The organism is Streptomyces sp. NPDC006512 (genome assembly GCF_040611935.1).
Lineage (GTDB): Bacteria > Actinomycetota > Actinomycetes > Streptomycetales > Streptomycetaceae > Streptomyces.
In genome coordinates, this window is sequence record NZ_JBEXPG010000012.1 from 59,863 (window position 1) to 77,856 (window position 17,994).

At 72.7% G+C, this 17,994-nt stretch carries 19 protein-coding genes; 5 read left to right on the top strand and 14 right to left on the bottom strand.

Annotated elements, in window-relative coordinates; genetic code table 11:
• Window positions 1-78: 78 nt before the first annotated feature.
• The 3 genes from ABZZ17_RS11420 to ABZZ17_RS11430 all read right to left on the bottom strand — a co-directional run bounded on the left by ABZZ17_RS11420 (window position 79) and on the right by ABZZ17_RS11430 (window position 2,241).
• Entirely contained in the window at window positions 79-276 is a 198-nt protein-coding gene (locus ABZZ17_RS11420; RefSeq protein ID WP_281211018.1) for a hypothetical protein, read from the bottom strand.
• A gap of 169 nt (window positions 277-445) precedes the next feature.
• Window positions 446-907, bottom strand: a complete 462-nt coding sequence (locus tag ABZZ17_RS11425; RefSeq protein WP_356874511.1) for a molybdenum cofactor biosynthesis protein MoaE — start codon at window positions 905-907, stop codon at window positions 446-448.
• A 167-nt stretch (window positions 908-1,074) separates the two neighbouring features.
• A complete protein-coding gene (locus ABZZ17_RS11430; protein WP_356874513.1) occupies window positions 1,075-2,241 on the bottom strand; it encodes an SDR family oxidoreductase in 1,167 nt (388 codons plus the stop codon).
• 191 nt (window positions 2,242-2,432) lie between these two features.
• On the opposite strand from ABZZ17_RS11430, the gene ABZZ17_RS11435 reads away from it, so the two are divergent.
• Together ABZZ17_RS11435 and ABZZ17_RS11440 are read left to right on the top strand one after the other, a co-directional pair.
• On the top strand, window positions 2,433-3,821 hold the full coding sequence (locus tag ABZZ17_RS11435; protein WP_356874515.1) for a zinc-dependent metalloprotease: 1,389 nt from the start codon (window positions 2,433-2,435) through the stop codon (window positions 3,819-3,821).
• Window positions 3,818-4,348, top strand: a complete 531-nt coding sequence (locus ABZZ17_RS11440; protein ID WP_356874517.1) for an NUDIX hydrolase — start codon at window positions 3,818-3,820, stop codon at window positions 4,346-4,348. The genes ABZZ17_RS11435 and ABZZ17_RS11440 overlap by 4 nt, the downstream gene beginning before the upstream one ends.
• Before the next feature lie 89 nt (window positions 4,349-4,437).
• Here the strand turns inward: ABZZ17_RS11440 and ABZZ17_RS11445 are convergent, their stop codons facing one another.
• From ABZZ17_RS11445 to ABZZ17_RS11460, 4 genes are all read right to left on the bottom strand, one after another.
• A complete protein-coding gene (locus tag ABZZ17_RS11445; RefSeq protein WP_356874519.1) occupies window positions 4,438-5,193 on the bottom strand; it encodes an AIM24 family protein in 756 nt (251 codons plus the stop codon).
• Between the two features lie 17 nt (window positions 5,194-5,210).
• Window positions 5,211-5,900, bottom strand: coding sequence for an AIM24 family protein (locus tag ABZZ17_RS11450; RefSeq protein ID WP_356874521.1), 690 nt, complete (start codon window positions 5,898-5,900; stop codon window positions 5,211-5,213).
• A gap of 11 nt (window positions 5,901-5,911) precedes the next feature.
• Entirely contained in the window at window positions 5,912-7,603 is a 1,692-nt protein-coding gene (locus ABZZ17_RS11455) for a TerD family protein (protein ID WP_356874523.1), read from the bottom strand.
• A gap of 144 nt (window positions 7,604-7,747) precedes the next feature.
• Complete coding sequence (locus ABZZ17_RS11460; RefSeq protein ID WP_356874525.1) at window positions 7,748-8,287, bottom strand: M48 family metallopeptidase; 540 nt, start codon at window positions 8,285-8,287, stop codon at window positions 7,748-7,750.
• 231 nt (window positions 8,288-8,518) lie between these two features.
• On the opposite strand from ABZZ17_RS11460, the gene ABZZ17_RS11465 reads away from it, so the two are divergent.
• Both ABZZ17_RS11465 and ABZZ17_RS11470 read left to right on the top strand, forming a co-directional pair.
• A complete protein-coding gene (locus tag ABZZ17_RS11465; RefSeq protein WP_356874527.1) occupies window positions 8,519-9,730 on the top strand; it encodes a TOMM precursor leader peptide-binding protein in 1,212 nt (403 codons plus the stop codon).
• Window positions 9,731-9,803: 73 nt separating this feature from the next.
• The gene (locus tag ABZZ17_RS11470; protein WP_356874529.1) at window positions 9,804-11,141 is read left to right on the top strand and encodes an AarF/ABC1/UbiB kinase family protein; all 1,338 of its coding nucleotides are present in this window, start codon (window positions 9,804-9,806) and stop codon (window positions 11,139-11,141) included.
• Window positions 11,142-11,174: 33 nt separating this feature from the next.
• On the opposite strand, the gene ABZZ17_RS11475 is transcribed toward ABZZ17_RS11470, so the two are convergent.
• The 5 genes from ABZZ17_RS11475 to ABZZ17_RS11495 all read right to left on the bottom strand — a co-directional run bounded on the left by ABZZ17_RS11475 (window position 11,175) and on the right by ABZZ17_RS11495 (window position 15,094).
• Complete coding sequence (locus tag ABZZ17_RS11475) at window positions 11,175-11,381, bottom strand: hypothetical protein (protein ID WP_356874531.1); 207 nt, start codon at window positions 11,379-11,381, stop codon at window positions 11,175-11,177.
• A gap of 111 nt (window positions 11,382-11,492) precedes the next feature.
• A complete protein-coding gene (locus tag ABZZ17_RS11480; protein ID WP_356874533.1) occupies window positions 11,493-11,825 on the bottom strand; it encodes a hypothetical protein in 333 nt (110 codons plus the stop codon).
• A complete protein-coding gene (locus ABZZ17_RS11485) occupies window positions 11,822-12,193 on the bottom strand; it encodes a WhiB family transcriptional regulator (RefSeq protein ID WP_356874535.1) in 372 nt (123 codons plus the stop codon). The genes ABZZ17_RS11480 and ABZZ17_RS11485 overlap by 4 nt, the downstream gene beginning before the upstream one ends.
• Window positions 12,194-12,368: 175 nt before the next feature.
• Entirely contained in the window at window positions 12,369-12,674 is a 306-nt protein-coding gene (locus ABZZ17_RS11490; protein ID WP_356874665.1) for a hypothetical protein, read from the bottom strand.
• A 179-nt stretch (window positions 12,675-12,853) separates the two neighbouring features.
• The gene (locus ABZZ17_RS11495) at window positions 12,854-15,094 is read right to left on the bottom strand and encodes an ATP-dependent DNA helicase UvrD2 (protein ID WP_356874667.1); all 2,241 of its coding nucleotides are present in this window, start codon (window positions 15,092-15,094) and stop codon (window positions 12,854-12,856) included.
• A gap of 124 nt (window positions 15,095-15,218) precedes the next feature.
• Here ABZZ17_RS11495 and ABZZ17_RS11500 point away from each other — a divergent pair, with 124 nt between their 5' ends.
• The gene (locus tag ABZZ17_RS11500; RefSeq protein WP_356874538.1) at window positions 15,219-15,479 is read left to right on the top strand and encodes a mycoredoxin; all 261 of its coding nucleotides are present in this window, start codon (window positions 15,219-15,221) and stop codon (window positions 15,477-15,479) included.
• 109 nt (window positions 15,480-15,588) lie between these two features.
• Here the strand turns inward: ABZZ17_RS11500 and nudC are convergent, their stop codons facing one another.
• Window positions 15,589-16,533, bottom strand: coding sequence for an NAD(+) diphosphatase (gene nudC, locus ABZZ17_RS11505; RefSeq protein ID WP_356874540.1), 945 nt, complete (start codon window positions 16,531-16,533; stop codon window positions 15,589-15,591).
• A 55-nt stretch (window positions 16,534-16,588) separates the two neighbouring features.
• Entirely contained in the window at window positions 16,589-17,992 is a 1,404-nt protein-coding gene (locus ABZZ17_RS11510; protein ID WP_356874542.1) for a dipeptidase, read from the bottom strand.
• Window positions 17,993-17,994 lie beyond the last annotated feature (2 nt).

Genomic DNA, 17,994 nt, shown 5'->3' on the forward strand with positions numbered 1-17,994 from the left:
GGGCGGCCCCTGGGGCCGGTCCGTACGGGGGCCGTGCGCGGAACTCTCAGAGGATTCTCAGCGGGACCCCCGGGACGCTCAGACGGCGTCGGAACCGGAGTGCGCCTTTTCCTTCGTCCGGGCCTGATCGGCCTTGCCCATGGCCTCACGGAACCTCGCGTAGCCGGCGAGTTCGGATATGTCGCCCTGTGTGCGGTCGCGGGCCGCCCAGCTGCCCCATATCGCCGCTCCGATCGCGGCGAACAGCGGAATCAGCAACCACGCCAGTGATGCCATGGACGTGCCTCCCTGCCCCGAAAGTACGTGTCGTTGGTGGCTTCAACGCTCGTGCCCGGAAAGGGGTTACGCAAATCGAGGGCGTGTTGCGCGGCCGAACGGGTGTGAGGCTACCCCCTTGCGGGGGCAACCCCGCGCCCGGGGGGTTGAGCGGCCGCCGGCCCCGGATTCAGCAGGCGCCGACCCATTCCTCGGTGCCGTCGCTGAAGGTCTGGTGCTTCCAGATGGGGACCTCGTGCTTGAGGTCGTCGATGAGCATCCGGCAGGCCTCGAAGGCCTCGCCGCGGTGCGGGCAGGAGACGGCGACGACCACGGCCAGGTCGCCCACGGCCAGGTCACCGATGCGGTGGACGGCCGCGAGGGCGCGGACCGGGAACTTCGCCACGACGCGCTCGGCGACGCGGCGCATCTCGGCCTCGGCCGTCGGGTGCGAGGAGTAGCCGAGCGAGTCGACGTCGGCCCCGCCGTCGTGGTCGCGCACCGTGCCGACGAACAGGGTCGTGCCGCCCGTCGAGTCGTCGCCGACGGCCTGGAAGACCTCGTCGATCGACAGCGGGGTCTCACGGATCGCGAGCAGCCGGATCGGGTCCGGAGCGGCCTGCTCGCCGGGGTGGTCGAAGTGCGGTGCCATGTCTTCCATCGTGCCCTAGCCGCTGACGTGGCGGAATAGCCGATTCGCCCGGTCCGGGCCCGCGGGCTTGGGAGTCTCCTACAGGAACCGGGCCCCGCACGGCCCGGTGCGGACGGTTCCGGGCGCGGCGGGCGGGCGGGAAGGCAGGCGGGCGGGCGGGCGCGGGGTCAGATGCCGCGGCGCTTGCGGGCGCGGCGGACGGCGGCGGCCGCTCCGAGCAGGGCGACCGTCGCTCCGGCGGCTCCGGCGGCCGTGGCGGCGTCCTTGCGGCCCAGGCGCCGGCCGGCGACGGTGTGCCGGCCCGCCACCTCCTGGAGCAGCTCGGCCAGCACCTCCTCGTTGGTCCAGCGCGGCCGCCAGCCCGCCGCGTGCAGTCCGCTGACGCTGACGACCCACGGGTGCATCGTGTACGCGAGGTCCCCGGCCGGTGACGGGGTCAGGCCGATCCGGTGGAGCCGGGCCGCGGCGCCCAGGGCGACGGCCGAGGGGAGCTCCATGCGGCGGATGCCGCTCAGCTCCTCGACCTCCTCCTGTTCCAGCCATCCCTCGCAGCCGACGGCCAGCTCGCCCTCGGCCTTCTCCAGCGCGGCGTACTCCAGGGCGCTGACCAGGTCCTCGACGTGGCAGAACTGCCAGGTGGGCCGGGATCCGGCGACGACGAGCAGGCGCGGGGACTCGAAGTACCTGGTCAGGGCGGTGTCGGTGCCGCCGACGAGGACCGCCGGGCGGACGACCGTCACGTTGAGGCCGGGGTGCGCGCGGGGGGCCCTGCGGCCCAGGCGCTCGATCTCCAGCAGGTCGCCGACCCCGGTGGCCTCGGCGGTGGCCCGCAGCTCGGAGTCCTCCGAGAGCGGGATGTCGTTGTCGGGGAGCGCTCCGTAGACCATCGCCGAGGTGCAGAGCACGACCCGGTGGACGCCGGCCGCCGCGGCGGCGGTCAGGACGGTCTGGGTCCCGCGCACGTTGTACGCGGTACGGGTCGCCGGGTCGGTCTCCAGGTCGAGGTCGAGCGCGAGGTGGACGACCACGTCCGCGCCGCGCAGTTTCTCGGCGATCGCGGGATCGCGCACGTCGAGGAGGTGCCAGTGCGCCTCGGCGCAGTCCCCGCGCCGCTCGTCGATGGCGACGACCTGCTTGACCTCGTCGGATGCGACGAGGCGGGCCACCAGGGCCGCGCCCACTCCGGACGCGGCACCGGTCACCGCGATCACGGGGCTGCGGCGCCGGGGCTCGGCCTGGTTTCGCGGCTGGCGAACGCCGGGGGCGCTGTCGCCTGGTTCAGGGCGGTTTTCGGCGTCGTGCGGCGCGCGAGCATGCGGATCTGGGGAACTCACCGGGCGTCTCCAGCGGTTGTCTTCAGTAGGGACGCGCCGTGACGCGTACCCACCAGGTGATGTCCATCCTGCCGCAGCCCAGGAGTCGGCGGAGCACCGAGCCCGGAAGCGGGTCAGGTGTCTAGGCTGGGTGGTGTTGCCGGACCATCGCCGTCGGCTCCCGCCGGCGGCCCTACGAGCCGAGGAAACCCGTGAGCGACACCCCATTCGGATTCGGCCTTCCGCCGGAGGAGCCGGAGAACGGCGACGAGGGCAAGAAGGGCGGCCAGGGCGGCCCCGCGAATCCGTTCGGGTTCGACCCCGCCGGTCTTCCGGGCGGCGCGGACAATCCGTTCGCCGCGATGTTCGGTTCGATGAACCCCAATGACCTCGGTGCGGCCTTCCAGCAGCTCGGCCAGATGCTGAGCTACGAGGGCGGTCCCGTGAACTGGGACATGGCCAAGGACATCGCCCGCCAGACCGTCGCGCAGGGCACGGCGGACGGCGTGAAGGACACGAGCGTCGGCCTCGCGGAGAAGGCCGCCGTCGAGGAGGCCGTGCGCCTGGCCGACCTGTGGCTGGACGGCGTCACCTCCCTGCCGTCGGGGGCCAACGCGGCCGTCGCGTGGAGCCGCGCCGAGTGGGTCGAGGCGACCCTCCCGGTGTGGAAGGAGCTGGTGGACCCGGTCGCCGAGCGCGTCGGCGCGGCGATGGGCGGGGTGCTTCCCGAGGAGATGCAGGCCATGGCGGGCCCGCTGCTCGGCATGATGCGCTCCATGGGCGGGGCCATGTTCGGCCAGCAGATCGGCCAGGCCGTGGGCGTGCTCGCGGGCGAGGTCGTCGGCTCGACCGACATCGGGCTGCCCCTGGGCCCGGCCGGGCGGGCGGCGCTGCTGCCGCTGAACATCGAGGGCTTCGGCAAGGACCTGGGCGTCCCCTCGGACGAGGTACGGCTGTACCTGGCGCTGCGCGAGGCGGCGCACGCCCGGCTGTTCGCGCACGTTCCGTGGCTGCGCTCGCACCTGTTCGGGGCCGTGGAGGGCTACGCGCGGGGCATCAAGGTCGACACCTCGAAGCTGGAGGACGTGGTCGGCCAGCTCGACCCGTCGAACCCGGAGCAGCTCCAGGAGGCGTTGCAGGGCGGCATGTTCCAGCCGGAGGACACTCCGGAGCAGAAGGCCGCCCTGGCCCGCCTGGAGACGGCTCTCGCGCTGGTCGAGGGCTGGGTGGACGCGGTCGTGCACGAGGCGGCCAAGCCCCGGCTGACCTCGGCGGACGCCATGCGCGAGACGATGCGCCGGCGCCGTGCCTCGGGCGGTCCGGCGGAGCAGACCTTCGCGACGCTGATCGGCCTGGAGCTGCGTCCGCGCCGGCTGCGGGACGCCTCCCGGCTGTGGGCCTCGCTCACCGACGCGCGGGGCGTGGACGGCCGCGACGGGCTGTGGGAGCACCCGGACATGCTGCCGACGGCCTCCGACCTGGACGACCCGGACGGGTTCGTGCACCGCGAGCAGCTCGACTTCTCCGAGATCGACAAGATGCTCGGCGAGGCGGCCGAGAAGCGTGACCGGCGCGACGACGAGGGTGAAGAGAAGAAGTGAGCCTGCACGAAGACGCGGTCCTGGTACTGAAGCGGTACGAGGGCCAGCCGGAACTGCGCGAGCTGTACCTGGAGCACCTGGCGGCCCATCCGGACGGGGTCTACAAGCCCTGCACGGCCGGGCACGTCACGGGCAGCGCCCTGGTCGTCGACCCGGTGCGCGGCCGGGTGCTGCTGACCCTGCACAAGAAGCTCGGCCTGTGGCTGCAGATGGGCGGCCACTGCGAGCCCGGTGACGCCACGCTGGCCGACGCGGCGCTGCGCGAGGCCGTCGAGGAGTCGGGGATCGCCTCCGGGCTGACCCTGCTGCCGGGCGGGCCGCTGCGGCTGGACCGGCATCCGATCCCGGCGCCGTGCAACTGGCACCTGGACGTGCAGTACGCGGCGCTGGCTCCGGCCGACGCGGTCGCGGAGATCAGCGAGGAGTCGCTCGACCTGCGCTGGTTCCCGTACGAGGAGGTGGCGGCGGTGGCCGACACCTCGGTCGTGCGGCTGGTGGAGGCGACGCGGGAGCGGCTCGGCGCCTGAGGCGACGTGCCGTGACGCGTGATGCGTGACGTGCCGGAGGGGCGGGCCCGTGCGGGCCCGCCCCTCCGGCGCGTTCGCGGTGCCGTCCGTCAGTTCCAGGCGTTGTTCTGGTTCTGGGAGTGGGCTCCGTGCTGGCCCATCCCGAACTGCGCGGCGGCGCCCTGTCCGATCTGGGCGTTCTGCGGCGGCAGCACCTCGCTGGGCTGCACCAGCGCGAAGCCGGTGCCGAGGAAGCTGAGCTCCCAGCCCTCTCCGGTGTTGCCGCGGCGCCGCCAGACCCCGGTGGAGTGGGTCTGGGCCTGCATCTGCACGCGCAGCGAGGTGGACCAGGCGACGATCGCGTCGGCGTCGGCGTTGACGTACTTGTCCGGGGTGACCTGCATCATCAGGGGCTGCCCGGAGGTCATCAGGGCGACCTTGCCGCGGCCGCTGATGTTGAGCTGGTACTTGCCCGAGCCGGAGATGCCGTACTGACTGTCCACCGCGATGGCCTCGGTGTGCAGGGTGGAGTCCAGGGCCAGCACGTAGCTGCTGTCGACGGTGAGGCCGTCCTGGTCCACGTCCACGACGTGGACGTACTGGGCGAGGTTGGCCAGGTAGACGGTGCCCTGCCCGGAGCAGCGCATGAGGTCCAGGCCCTCGCCGGTGCGGGCGCGGGCGGTGCGCTGGCCGCTGCTCTGGTACTCCCCGTCGAAGTCGATGATGCCCTGGTAGGCGACCATCGCCCCCTTGCGGGCGAGGACGTCGTCGGTGCCGCTCAGGGAGACCCGCAGGAGCTGGGGGTTCTGGACGGTGTACCGGTCCTGGGACTGCGCTTCCGCGTAGCCGAAAAGTGCGCTCTGCATGATGTGTCCGCTCCCCCTCAGCCCCGGGCCCGGAGCCGGTCGGTGCTGTCCTCGCTGGGCTGTACGACGACGATGCCCGTGCCGGAGAAGGCCATCTGGTAGGCCTCCCCGCTGCCCCGGCCGATCATCGACGAGGCCTTGAAGCTGCGCTTCCCCTTGACCTTGAGGTTCGGGGACCAGGCGACGAGCGCGTCCGGGTCGACGTACGTCTCGTCCTCGCCGCGGCCGCAGTCGACCACGATCGGGGTGCCGCGGGAGGTGATCGCGACCCATCCCGTGCCGGCGATCTGGACGTTGAACAGGCCCTGGCCGGCGAACTTCGCCATGCCCTTGACCCGCTCGACGCCCCACTGGAGGTGGGCGTCGAAGGCGAGGAGGTTGGTCCCGTTGACGGACAGGGCGTCGTTGTTGAGGTTGATGCAGACGACGTCGGCGCCGTAGTCGGCGAGGTAGAGCAGGCCGTCGCCGGTGGCCTTCATGAGCGGGGCGCCCTCGCCGGTCAGCCACTGGGAGGCCATCTGGCGCACGGCGGGCGGGTTGGGCTCGTACTGGACGAAGCCCTCGTAGGCGACCATCGAGCCGGTGCGGGCGAAGAGGTCCTGGCCGCTCTGCATGGCGACCTTGAGCATGGCCCGGCCGTGGTTCTCCATGCGGGCCGTGACGGGGGTGGGGGCGTAGCCCGCGAGCTGCTGGTTCGTTGCGTTCATGACGGGCTCCCTCAGACCTCGTACGGCTGGACGACGATGAAGTTGCCGGGAGCGCCGCGGAACTGGAGGTTCACGGTCTCCCCGCTGTGGCCGGGGTAGGCGTTGCGGCGCAGCCGGACCTGGCTGGAAATGATCACCTGGGAGGCGGCCGACCAGGCGACGATGGCGTTGCTGTCCGCGAACGTGGTCGGGGTGACGGGCAGGACGACGGGGACGCCCTGCGTCTTGACGATCACCGTTCCCGAGCCCTGGAAGAGCATGGTGAAAAGGGCCCCGCCCGGAATGCCGTGACCCTCGATGCGGCGGACCTCGTGCTGGAGTGACTCGTCGAAGGCGAGGACGTTCTCGGCGGAGACGCAGATCCCGTCGCCCTGGAGCTCGATGGCGTGCAGGTGGGCGCCGTTCTCGGCGAGGAAGACCTGGCCGCGGCCGGTGCAGCGCATCAGCTGCATCTCCTGGCCGGTGGCGTTGCCGACGATGCGGCCCGCGAAACCGGCTCCCTTGTAGCTGAAGTCGACCTTGCCCTGGTAGAGGACCATGCTGCCCTGGCGGGCGAGGACGGCCTGGCCGCCCATCGACAGGTCGACCCGCATGAGCTGCTGGTTCTGCGGGGTCCAGCGGGCGCCCGTGGGCGCCTCCTTGTACGGCTGGAGCGCGGCCGCGAGACCGGCTCCGGGACCGGCGGCCTGGGGGGCCTGGCCGTAGGGAGCCTGCTGGCCGTAGCCGGGCTGCTGCCCGTACGGGGGCGGCTGCTGGCCCGGGATCTGGCCGTAGGCGGGCTGCGGCGGCTGCTGGCCGTAGGGCGCGGGGGCCGGGGGCGGGACCTGGCCGCCGTACGAGGGCTGCGGCGGCTGGCCGTACGAGGGCGGGCCGGGCTGCTGCGGCGGGTGCGGCGGCTGGCCGTAGGGCGCGGCCGGGGCCAGCGGGGCGACCATGGTCGGGGCGGTGTGCACCGGGGCCGGGGGCTGCTGCGGGGCGGGAGCCTGCGGGGCGGGTGCCTGCGGCTGCGGGGCGGGCGCCTGTGCCGGGGCGCCGAAGGACGGCGCGGGGGCGGGCGGCTGCTGCTGGACGGGCGCGCCGAAAGACGGGGCCGGGGCGGCGCCCTGCGGCGGCGGGGCGAACCCGGGCGCGGCGCCCTGCGGCGGTGCCGGCTGTGCGGCCTGCTGCGGCTCCTCCTCGGCGACCTCGCCGCCGAAGTGCTGGAGCAGCGCGGCGAGGCCGCCGTCGAAGCCCTGGCCGACGGCGGCGAAGCGCCACACGTCCTTGAGGTAGAAGTCGCCGATCATCAGCGCGCGCTCGGTGCTGAACTCGGAGCCGTTGAACGCGTAGCGGACGACTTCCTCGCCGCCGGCGACGATCCGGATGTAGCCGGGGCCGATCTGCGACATCTGCCCGGCGCCGTCGAGGGTGGCGGAGAAGGAGAGCCGGTGGATGGACGACGGGATCCGGTCGAGCGTCACCCGGAAGGATTCCGTGTCGCCGGCCTGCGCGCCGAGCTGCTGGATGGACTCTTCCGGCGACTTCGGCTGGTTGAAGAAGACGAAGTAGCGGTCGTCCGAGAGCTGCTCGTTCGCGTCGAGGCCGAAGCAGCTGATGTCGAAGGTGAGTCCGGGCCCGGAGATCTGGACGCCCACGTACAGATCGGTACCCGCCGTCAGATCACTGATCTTGGCCTTGTGGCCGCGTTGGAATTCCCTGGCCATACGTCCGACCGTCCCCCATTCCGACTGTGAATGCCTGCCGCTGCATGCGTGCCGCTCAGGCTAACGGCTCCGGCCGACATCCGGCCAAGTCGGTACCGACCCGGTACAAACGCGTACCGCGGCGTGCGCTCGCGTGGCGCGGGGTCATTCCTCGCGGGCTGCCGGAACCTTCGGCAGGCGTTCCGCCGCGACCACTCCTTCGAGGTAACCGCGGGCCCGTTCGGTCTTCGGATAGGCCTCCAGCAGCTCCCAGAAGCGGGGGCCGTGGCCGGGCACGAGGAGGTGGGCCAGCTCGTGCAGCAGCACGTAGTCGACCACGTACTCGGGCATGCCCTGGAGCCGGTGCGAGAGCCGGATGCTGCCCTCGGCGGGGGTGCAGGATCCCCAGCGGGTGTTCTGGTTGGTCACCCAGCGCACCGAGCGGGGGCGGGCACGGGCGCTGAAGTACTGCTCGGACAAACGCGCGGCGCGTTCGGTGAGTTCCGCGTCGCCGAGGGTCCTCTTGCTCTCCTGGGCGGCGAGCTTGTCCAGCATCACCCCCACCCAGCGGCGCTCCTCCGCCTCGGACATCCGGGCAGGGATCAGGACGACCGTACGGTCACCCTCGCGGTAGGCGGATACGGTCCTGCGGCGGCGCGCGCTCCGGCGGACTTCGACGGCGCGCTGCGGTGGATCGGCGGACACGCCTCGAAGGTACCCGGTCGCCATGGCGGAAGTCCCGCGCGTCCGCGGTTCGAACATGATCGATTCGTTGCGAATTCCAGAAACACCCCTTTTCTCCATCTCATATGCCTAATACCCCTCGCCTGTGGACGAATTCCCGCACGTCGCGCGACGTGCGGGCATGGTGATCGAAAGCGGTGAATCGGGACGGGCGGATCCCCCGGCGGGATCCGCGCATCGAAGGGGGCTGTCGTGTATCCGAAGGTGAAACCCGCGCTGGCACGGGCCTGGCGCGATCTGCAGACGGTGCAGTTCGGGGTGACTCCCGCCAGCGCGGTGGTGCTCGGACCGGTGGACACGGCCACCGGCTCGCTCATCGACCGCATCGACGGGACGCGAAGCATGGACCTGCTGCGGGCGGAGGGCGCCGGGATGGGTCTGCCCGAGGGGCGGGTGGACGAGCTGGTGCGGCGGCTCGCGGGGGCGGGGCTGCTCGACGACGTCACCGCGGGCGGGCCACGGGCCCAGGCCGTCCGGCGGCGGCCCGAGACCCTGGAGCGGCTGGGGCCCGACCTGGGCTCGCTGTCGCTGGTGCACCGGGAGCCCGGTGGTGACTTACGGGGCGCCGCGGCGCGCAGGGCGATACGGGTCCAAGTGCGCGGGAGCGGACGGGTGGGGGCGGTCATCGCCGCCGTCCTGGCGGGAGCGGGGGTGGGGCGGGTCGAGGTGCTCGACGGGGGCCGGGTGCTGCCGGCCGACGTGGCTCCGGGCGGGCTGGGTCCCGCGAGTGTCGGGCGGCTGAGGGCCGAGGCGGCGGGGACGCTGGTGCGGGACGCGGCCCCGGGGCGGGGGCCCCGGGCCGGGGAGCCGGCGGGGCCGGAGCCGGCGCTCGCCCTGGTGGTGGTCGCGCCCCGGGACGGGCTGCAGTCCTGGGCGCCCGATCCGCACACGGCGGCCGACTGGGTGGCCACCGGCACCCCGCATCTCTACGCGGGAGTACTGGAGGCAACCGGTCTGGTGGGGCCACTGGTGCTGCCGGGGTCCACGGCCTGCGCGGGGTGCATGGAACGCGACCGGGTCGACCGGGACCCGGCCTGGCCGCGGATGCTGGTCCAGTGGCGCTCGGCGCACCGCCGCCGCGCGACGGCCGCCTGCGATCTGGCCCTCTCGACGGCGGTGGCCGGCCTGGCGGCGGCCCACGCCCTGTCCTTCCTCGACGGGGAGGTGCCCGCTTCGGCGGGCGCCCGCTGGGAGGCCGCGCTGCCGGGCCTGTCCTGGGACCGCTCGGCGGTGTGGCCTCATCCGGACTGCCCTTGCGGGGCGGCGACGGCACGCGAGCCGGCTCCGCCCCGGCCACCGGGCCTGGGCGGCGGTGCGGGCGACGGCGACGGCGACGGCGACGGTCGAGCGGCGCTGCAGGACGCCGGGGCAGGATCGGGCGCGGACCGCCGGAGTCGGCCATGACAGGATGCGTCGGAACCGTGGATCGCCTTGAACCGCCGCTTGCGGCGCAGCTGTCTGGGAACTGGAGGGGCGCATGTCTGATCTTCCCCGGAAGGCGGTCACCCGTACCGTCAAGCTGGCCGCGCTGCCACTCGGGTTCGCGGGCCGGGCCACCTGGGGGCTGGGCAAGCGGATCGGCGGCAAGTCGGCCGAGATCGTCGCCCGTGAGCTCCAGCAGCGCACCGCCGAGCAGTTGTTCCGCACGCTCGGTGAACTGAAGGGGGGCGCGATGAAGTTCGGGCAGGCCCTTTCGGTGTTCGAGTCGGCCCTGCCCGAGGAGATCGCCGGGCCCTACCGGGCGGCGTTGACCAAGCTTCAGGAGGCGGCCCCGCCACTGCCGGCGGCCAGGGTCCACGAGGTGCTGGCGGAGCGTCTGGGCGAGGACTGGCGCGAGCTGTTCGAGGAGTTCGAGGACAAGCCGGCCGCGGCCGCCTCGATCGGGCAGGTGCACCGGGCGGTGTGGCACGACGGCCGGCAGGTGGCGGTCAAGGTCCAGTACCCGGGGGCCGGTGAGGCGCTGCTGTCCGACCTCAAGCAGCTGGGCCGCTTCGCCGGACTGCTGGGGCCACTGGTCCCCGGCATGGACATCAAGCCGCTGATCACCGAGATGCGCGACCGGGTCGCGGAGGAACTGGACTACGAGCTGGAGGCCGAGGCCCAGCGCACGCACGCGGACGCCTTCGACGACGACCCGGACGTGGTCGTGCCGGACGTCGTGCACCAGGGCGACGAGGTGCTGGTGACCGAGTGGATCGAGGGCACCCCGCTGTCGGAGGTGATCGCCGACGGAACCCAGGAGGAACGCGACCGCGCCGGGCAGCTGTTGGCCCGGTTCCTGTTCTCGGGCCCGGCCCGGACGGGGCTGCTGCACGCCGATCCACACCCGGGCAACTTCCGCCTGATAGCGGGGGCGGACGGCCGGACACGGCTGGGCGTACTGGACTTCGGCACCGTCGACCGGCTGCCCGGCGGCTGGCCCAAGCCCATCGGCCGGTCCCTGCGGATGACGCTGGACGGTGACGCCGAGGGGGTCTACGGGCACCTGCGGGCGGAGGGGTTCGTGCGGGATTCCATCGACCTCGACCCGGAGGCCGTGCTCGACTACCTCAAGCCGATCATCGAGCCCGCCGAGGCCCAGGAGTTCACCTTCACCCGACCGTGGCTGCGCGGCCAGGCGGCGCGGATCGCCGATCCCCGCTCCCCCGCGCACCAGTTGGGGCGCCAGATCAATCTGCCGCCGTCGTACCTGCTGATCCACCGGGTGACGCTGAGCACCATCGGGGTGCTGTGCCAGCTGGGCGCGACGGTGCGGCTGCGGGACGAACTGGACGCCTGGCTCCCGGGGTTCGCGCCGGAGGACGGGCCCGCGTAGGGAGCGGGGCCGGCCCCGGGCGCGGCCCGGGGGTCACCACCAGGAGGAGTCGAGCCGGCCTTCGATGGCGCGGAGGTTGGCCCGCGCGCAGTCGACGCAGAAGTACTGCCTGGTCCCGTTCTCCACGGAGCAGGTCCAGGTGGGCGGGGCGCCGTCGGGGGCGGTGGTGCCGCAGCGCGCGCAGGCGACGGGCTGGGCCTCGGGCCCCCGCGGGGCGGGGTGGGGAGTCGGCTGGTCCACCTCCAGACGATATCCCCGCGGGCCCCGGCCGGCACGCGCAACGCACCGGGGGGACCGGTCCCTTCGGACCGGTCCCCCCGGTGGTTCTTGTTCGTTCGGCTGCGTCAGCTCTTAGTGCATGACGGCCATGGCCAGCGCGCGCCGGGCGCGCAGGGACACGCGCTCGGCTCGACGCTGCATGCGCCGGGCGGCGACCAGGCGCAGGGCCTGACGCTCGGCGTCCGCCTCACGCATGCGGTCGTCCATATGGGCACGGGCCAGGGCTTCTGGGATGAGTTGCATTTCGCGGGTCCTGTTCTGACGCGAGGTGATCGCGCCGGCGGTGATGAAGTCTGCGGTGGCGGAGCCGTGCGGCTGCTCGCTCGTGGTGGTGATGGGGGACATGAGGGCCTGCTTCAGGGGGTCGTGCGTCAGAGGGCGGTCGATGGTTCCGATGGCGGTCATGCCGCTGCAACCGGGTTCTTGCGCGGACGGCCACGCGGCCGCTTCCGGGCGACGACGACGCCCTGGACGAAGAGCTCGCCGCCCCAGACGCCCCAGGGCTCGCGGCGCTCCTTGGCCCCGGCGAGGCAGGCCTCGACGAGGGGGCAGGTGCCGCAGAGCGACTTGGCGTACTCGACGTCGGCCGGGGACTCGGCGAAGAAGACCTCGGGGTCGAAGGTGCGGCAGGGAACCGGGACGCCGAGGTTCTCGATGGCGTCGTCGAGCGCGGTGAGCGCGGTGAGGGGGGTCAAGGTGGAGTCCTCCGGGACTGCGGGCGGGGAGATCGTTTGGGTCTGCGGTACGGACGGGGCGTGCGCTTCGAGTTGCACGGTGTTTTCTTCCTCGTCTTGTTCGTCTAGTCGTTCCGGCCGGTTGGCCGGGTGCGGCTGGTTCTGCCAGTCCCGAGGCCCCTTCGCTCCGTCATCCCCGTTCGGGGACAAACAGAAGGGCCGCGGATCCCTGGTGGGGTTCCGCGGCCCTGAAGGCGCCGGCCTGATCTTGCGATCAGACTGGATCACTCCAGGGTTCGAGCCCGCGGAAGGCCCACATCAGGTGCTGCTGCTTCGTCGTCTGCTTCGTCCGAGCTCCGGCACCGGCGGCGGCCGCGAAGCCATAGGCGCCATGCGCCTGGGCTTCCGCTACTGCCACCAGTGCCTTGGTCGGTCGCTCATTGCGCTCGCTGACCGGAAGGGTCGCGAGCAGGGCGGGGCTGCCGGCGGAAATCGCGGACAGACCGGTGCCCAGGATCGAGACGGAACCGAGCAGGCAGGAAGCGTCGACCGAGCGATCGGTCATTTTGGTGAAGGTCATGAAGCTGGTCACTGGTCTCGCCTCCTCTCGGCGTCTCGGGGACCCGGCCCGAAGGCCAGTCCCATGCGTATTCGGATAAGTACAGCACGGATCCAGGGCTTCGGAGAAGCCACCGTTTCCGTTGCTAAGAACCTATGGGGATTCGCTGGGCATGTGCAAACTATTTTTCCGACGAGTTTCTACGCGTCGTCAGGATCCTCGCCCGCAGGCTCCTGGCCTGCACAGATGGCCAGGACATCCGCTCCGTACCGGTCGAGCTTGCGGCCACCGACGCCGGAGATCATCGAGAGCTCGCCCGCCTCGGAGGGCGCGGCCTCCGCGATGGCCATCAGCGTCTTGTCCGTGAAGACGCAGTACGCGGGCAGTCCCTGGGCCTTCGACTGGCCGGCCCGCCAGTCGCGCAGCCGCTCGTAGAGTCCTTCGTCCATGTCGGACGGGCACTCTTCGCAGCGCATCAGTTTGATCTCCCCGGCCTCGGTCAGGGTCTTGCCGCAGACCCGGCACAGCGCGGGGCCGCGGCGGCCGCGCTTGCGGACGCCACGGTCGGCTCCGGTGCCGGGGCCGGTTCCCGGGGCCGCCGAGCCCGGCCGCAGGCCGTTCAGGAAGCGGCTGGGGCGTCGGGAGGCCCGGCCGCCGGGAGTCCGGGAGAGGGCCCAGGAGAGCGTCAGGTGGTGCCGGGCGCGGGTGACGCCGACGTAGAGGAGCCGGCGCTCCTCCTCGACCTGCTCGTCGGTCTTCGCGTAGGTGATGGGCATCATGCCGTCGGTGAGGCCGGCGAGGAACACGGCGTCCCACTCCAGGCCCTTCGCGGCGTGCAGCGAGGCGAGGGTGACGCCCTGGACCGTCGGGGCGTGCTGCGCGGCCTTCCGCTCGTCGAGCTCGCGCGTGAGGTCGGCCAGGGTGGCGCCCGGCCTGCTCCGGGCGAAGTCCTCGGCGAGGCGGACCAGCGCGGCCAGGGATTCCCACTGGTCGCGCACGGCGCCGGAGCCGGCCGGCGGCTCGCTGGTCCAGCCGGTGGAGCTCAGCACGGCGCGGACCTGGGAGCCCAGCTCGACGACGTCCTCCAGCAGCGGGTCGCTGCTGCCGCCGGAGCGGGCGGCGCCGCGCAGGGCGAGGACGGCCTTCTGGACCTCGCTGCGCTCGAAGAAGCGCTCGGCGCCGCGCAGCTGGTAGGGGACCCCGGCATCGGCGAGGGCCTGTTCGTAGACCTCGGACTGGGCGTTGATGCGGTAGAGCACGGCGATCTCGCCGGCGGGGACGCCGGCCGCGATCAGGTCGCGGATGCGGCGGGCGACGCCCTCGGCCTCGGCGGGTTCGTCCGGGTACTCGGCGTAGACCGGGTCGGGGCCGGGCTCGCGCTGGGAGACGAGCTCCAGCCGGTGCTCGGCGGCCCGGCCCTTGGCCTGGTTCAGCAGCCCGTTGGCGAGGTGGACGACCTGGGGGGTGGAGCGGTAGTCGCGGATCAGCTTCACCACGGTGGCCTGCGGGTACCGGGTGCGGAAGTTCAGCAGGTGGTCGGGGGTGGCGCCGGTGAAGGAGTAGATCGTCTGGCTGGCGTCGCCGACGACGCAGAGGCTGTCGCGGTCGCCGAGCCACAGTTCGAGGAGGCGCTGCTGGAGGGGACTGACGTCCTGGTACTCGTCCACCACGAAGTGCTGGTACTGGCTGCGGATCTGCTCGGCGATGTCGTGGCGGTCCTGGAGGATGCCGACGGTCAGCAGCAGCACATCCTCGAAGTCGATCATGCCGCGGTCGCGCTTGAGCTGCTCGTACGTCCCGTAGATCTGGGCGATCTCGGCCATGTCCCTGGGGGCCTCGCGGCCCGCCTTGAGGGCGGCGGCCGGGTAGTCGGCGGGCACGGTCTGGGTGACCTTGGCCCACTCGATCTCGCCGGTGACGTCCCGCAGCTCGCTCCGGTCGAGGCGGATGCGGCAGCGCGCCCCGGCCTCCGCCACGAACTGGATCTTGCGTTCCAGCAGCCGGGGCACCTCGCCGCCGACCGCGCGGGGCCAGAAGTACTGGAGCTGGCGCAGGGCGGCGGAGTGGAAGGTGCGGGCCTGGACGCCGTCCGCGCCGAGGGTGCGCAGGCGTCCGCGCATCTCGCCGGCGGCGCGGTTGGTGAAGGTGACGGCCAGCACGCTGGCCGGCATGAGCTGGCCGGACCGGACGCCGTAGGCGATGCGGTGGGTGATGGCACGGGTCTTGCCGGTGCCCGCGCCCGCCAGCACGCACACCGGTCCGCGCAGGGTCGTGGCGACCTCGCGCTGCTCCGGGTCGAGACCCAGGAGCACGGCGTCGGCATCGGCCGCGCCGGTGCCCGGGCCGTCCGGGAAGGCTGAGGAGTGCGTTGCTGCTGTCACCCCGCCATGCTGCCAGGTCCGGTGGGGCGGGCGGGAAATCCGTCCACAGGCCCCGCGGATCCGTCGTACCGGTACGGAGGACGGGGACCGGGCGCGGGGCCGGGTGCGGGGGCCGGGAATGGCACGGCGGTCCCGTGCGTTCGAGTACTCGGACCACCGAGGCCCCCACGAAGGAGAGCGCAGCATGCAGGACACGGGCACCGTCACGATGTACAGCACGACCTGGTGCGGCTACTGCAACCGGCTGAAGAAGCAGCTGGACCGGGAAGGCATCGCGTACAACGAGATCAACATCGAGCTCGACCCCGCGTCCGCGGCGTTCGTGGAGAAGGCCAACGGCGGCAACCAGACGGTTCCGACCGTGCTCGTGAAGTCGGCCGGCGGCAACGAGTCCGTCATGACGAACCCGAGCCTGGCCCAGGTCAAGCAGGCCCTCGCCGTCTGATCCGCGGTCCGTCGCGGTCTCGGAAAGGCCCCCGCCCGTCGGCGGGGGCCTTCTGCTGTAACGGTGACCGTGACCGTGAGTGCGACGGTGACTGTGACTGTGACGAACGTTACGCCGTCGGGCGCGGCAGCGGCTTCCCGTACCAGAGCTCGACCAGCCGGGCCGCGATGGAGATGCCGCCGGCGGGGGGCGTGACCTCGCCCCGCTCGATCGCCTCGGCCAGGTCCTCGCGCGAGAACCAGCGGGCCTCCTCGATCTCCTCGCCGTCGACGGTGATCTCCGAGGTGACGGCCCGGGCGGTGAAGCCCAGCATCAGGCTGTACGGGAACGGCCAGGGCTGGCTCGCGACGTACTCGACCTCGCCGACCTTGACGCCCGCCTCCTCCCACACCTCGCGGATCACCGACTGCTCGATCGACTCGCCCGGCTCGACGAACCCGGCGAGCGTCGAGAAGCGGCCCTCCGGCCAGTGGACCTGGCGGCCCAGCAGCGCACGGTCCTGGTCGTCGGTGACCAGCATGATCACCGCGGGGTCGGTGCGCGGGTAGTGCTCGGCGCCGCAGCCCGGGCAGCGGCGGATGTGCCCGGCGGCCGCGACCACGGTGCGCTCGCCGCAGCGGGAGCAGAAGCGGTGCATCCGCTGCCAGTTCTCCAGCGCCACGGCGTGCACCATCAGCCCGGCGTCGCGCGGGTTCAGCAGGAGCCCGGCCTCGCGCAGTCCGGCCGGGCGGGCCGACTGGTCCATGCGGCCCGGCAGGGAGTCCTTCTGGAGCGCGAAGTACCGTACGCCGTCCTCGTCGGTGCCCAGGAAGTAGCGGTGGGTCTCGGTGACCGGGGCCTCGAAGGCCGGGGTCATCACGATGCCGGTGCCGCCGTCGGGGGTGTCGTCGATGAGGACCTGGCCGCCGGAGACGACGAACACGCGGGTCGTCGGGTGGCTCCAGGCGGCGGCCAGCCACGCCTCGTCGAGGCGGTGGTGGGCGGCGCGGTCGATTCCGCTCGGCGCGGCCAGCGTGATCGGACGCTCGGTACGGGTGCTCACAGGTACTTCCAACTCCCCCGGTGGTGGGACAAGGCAGGCGCGGCGATGGGTGGGTGTGCGGGCGGGCTCAGCCGGTCTTCCAGTGTTCGGCCAGGTCGCCCCACAGGTAGGCGGTGGTCTCCACGCCCTTGAGGAGGAGGTCGAGTTCGACCTTCTCGTTCGGCGAGTGCCAGCCGTCGGAGGGTACGGAGATCCCGAGGAAGAGGACGGGCGCGTCCAGGACGTCCTGGAGGTCGGCCGCCGGCCCCGAGCCGCCCTCGCGGGTGAAGCGGACCTGCTGCCCGAAGGCGCGTTCCATGGCCCGCACGACGGACCGCAGCGCCGGGTGGTCCAGCGGGGTCAGGCACGGCCGGGTGGGTGCGCCGAAGGTGATGGAGTGCCGGATCCCGTCGGGGACCTGCGCGGCGACCCAGTCCTTGACGGCCGCCTCGATCTCGTACGGGTCCTGCCCCGACACCAGGCGGAACGACAGCTTCAGGTGGGCGGAGGCGGGCACGATCGTCTTGCCGCCGGGGCCCTGGTAGCCGCCGCCGATGCCGTTGACCTCGGCGGTCGGGCGGGCCCAGACGCGCTCCAGGGTGGAGTAGCCGGCCTCGCCCGCGGCGGCGTGCGACTTGGCGGTGCGGAGCCACTCGGCCTCGTCGAAGGGCAGCTCGGAGATCAGCCGGCGTTCGGCGTCGGTCAGCTCGGTGACGTGGTCGTAGAAGCCGGGGACCGTGACGCGCTCGTCCGCGTCGTGCAGGGCCGCGACGAGGCGGGCGGCGACGGTGGCCGGATTGGGCACGGCCCCGCCGAAGGCACCGGAGTGGATGTCCTGGTCGGGACCGTGGAAGTCGATCTCGCAGTCGGCGACGCCGCGCATGCCGGTGCACACGGTGGGGGTCGTCTCGGACCACATGCCGGTGTCGGAGACGATCACGACGTCGGCGGCGAGGCGCTGGGCGCGGGCCTCGACGAGGTCCCGGAAGTGCGGGGAGCCGGACTCCTCCTCGCCCTCGATGAGGAGCTTGAGGTGGACGGCGGGGGCGGCGGCGCCGGTCGCGGCGAGGTGCGCGCGGACGCCGAGGGTGTGGAAGAACACCTGGCCCTTGTCGTCGGCCGCGCCGCGCCCGTACATCCGGCCGTCCTTGACGACGGGCTCGAAGGGCTCGGTGTGCCAGCCGTCGGCGAGGGCGGCGGGCTGGACGTCGTGGTGTCCGTAGACGAGGACGGTGGGCGCGTCCGGGTCCTCGCTCGGCCAGTGCGCGAAGACGGCGGGGGCGCCGTCGGTCGGCCAGACCTCGGTGACCGGGAAGCCGGTTTCGGCGAGCTTGGCGGCGAGCCAGTCGGCGCTGCGGCGTACGTCGTCCGCGTGCTCGGGCTGGGCCGAGACGGAAGGGATCCGCAGCCACTCGGCGAGGTCGCCGAGGAAGGCCGTGCGGTGGGTGTCGATGTACGCGCGGACGACGCTGTCCGCCTGGATCTCGCTCATGC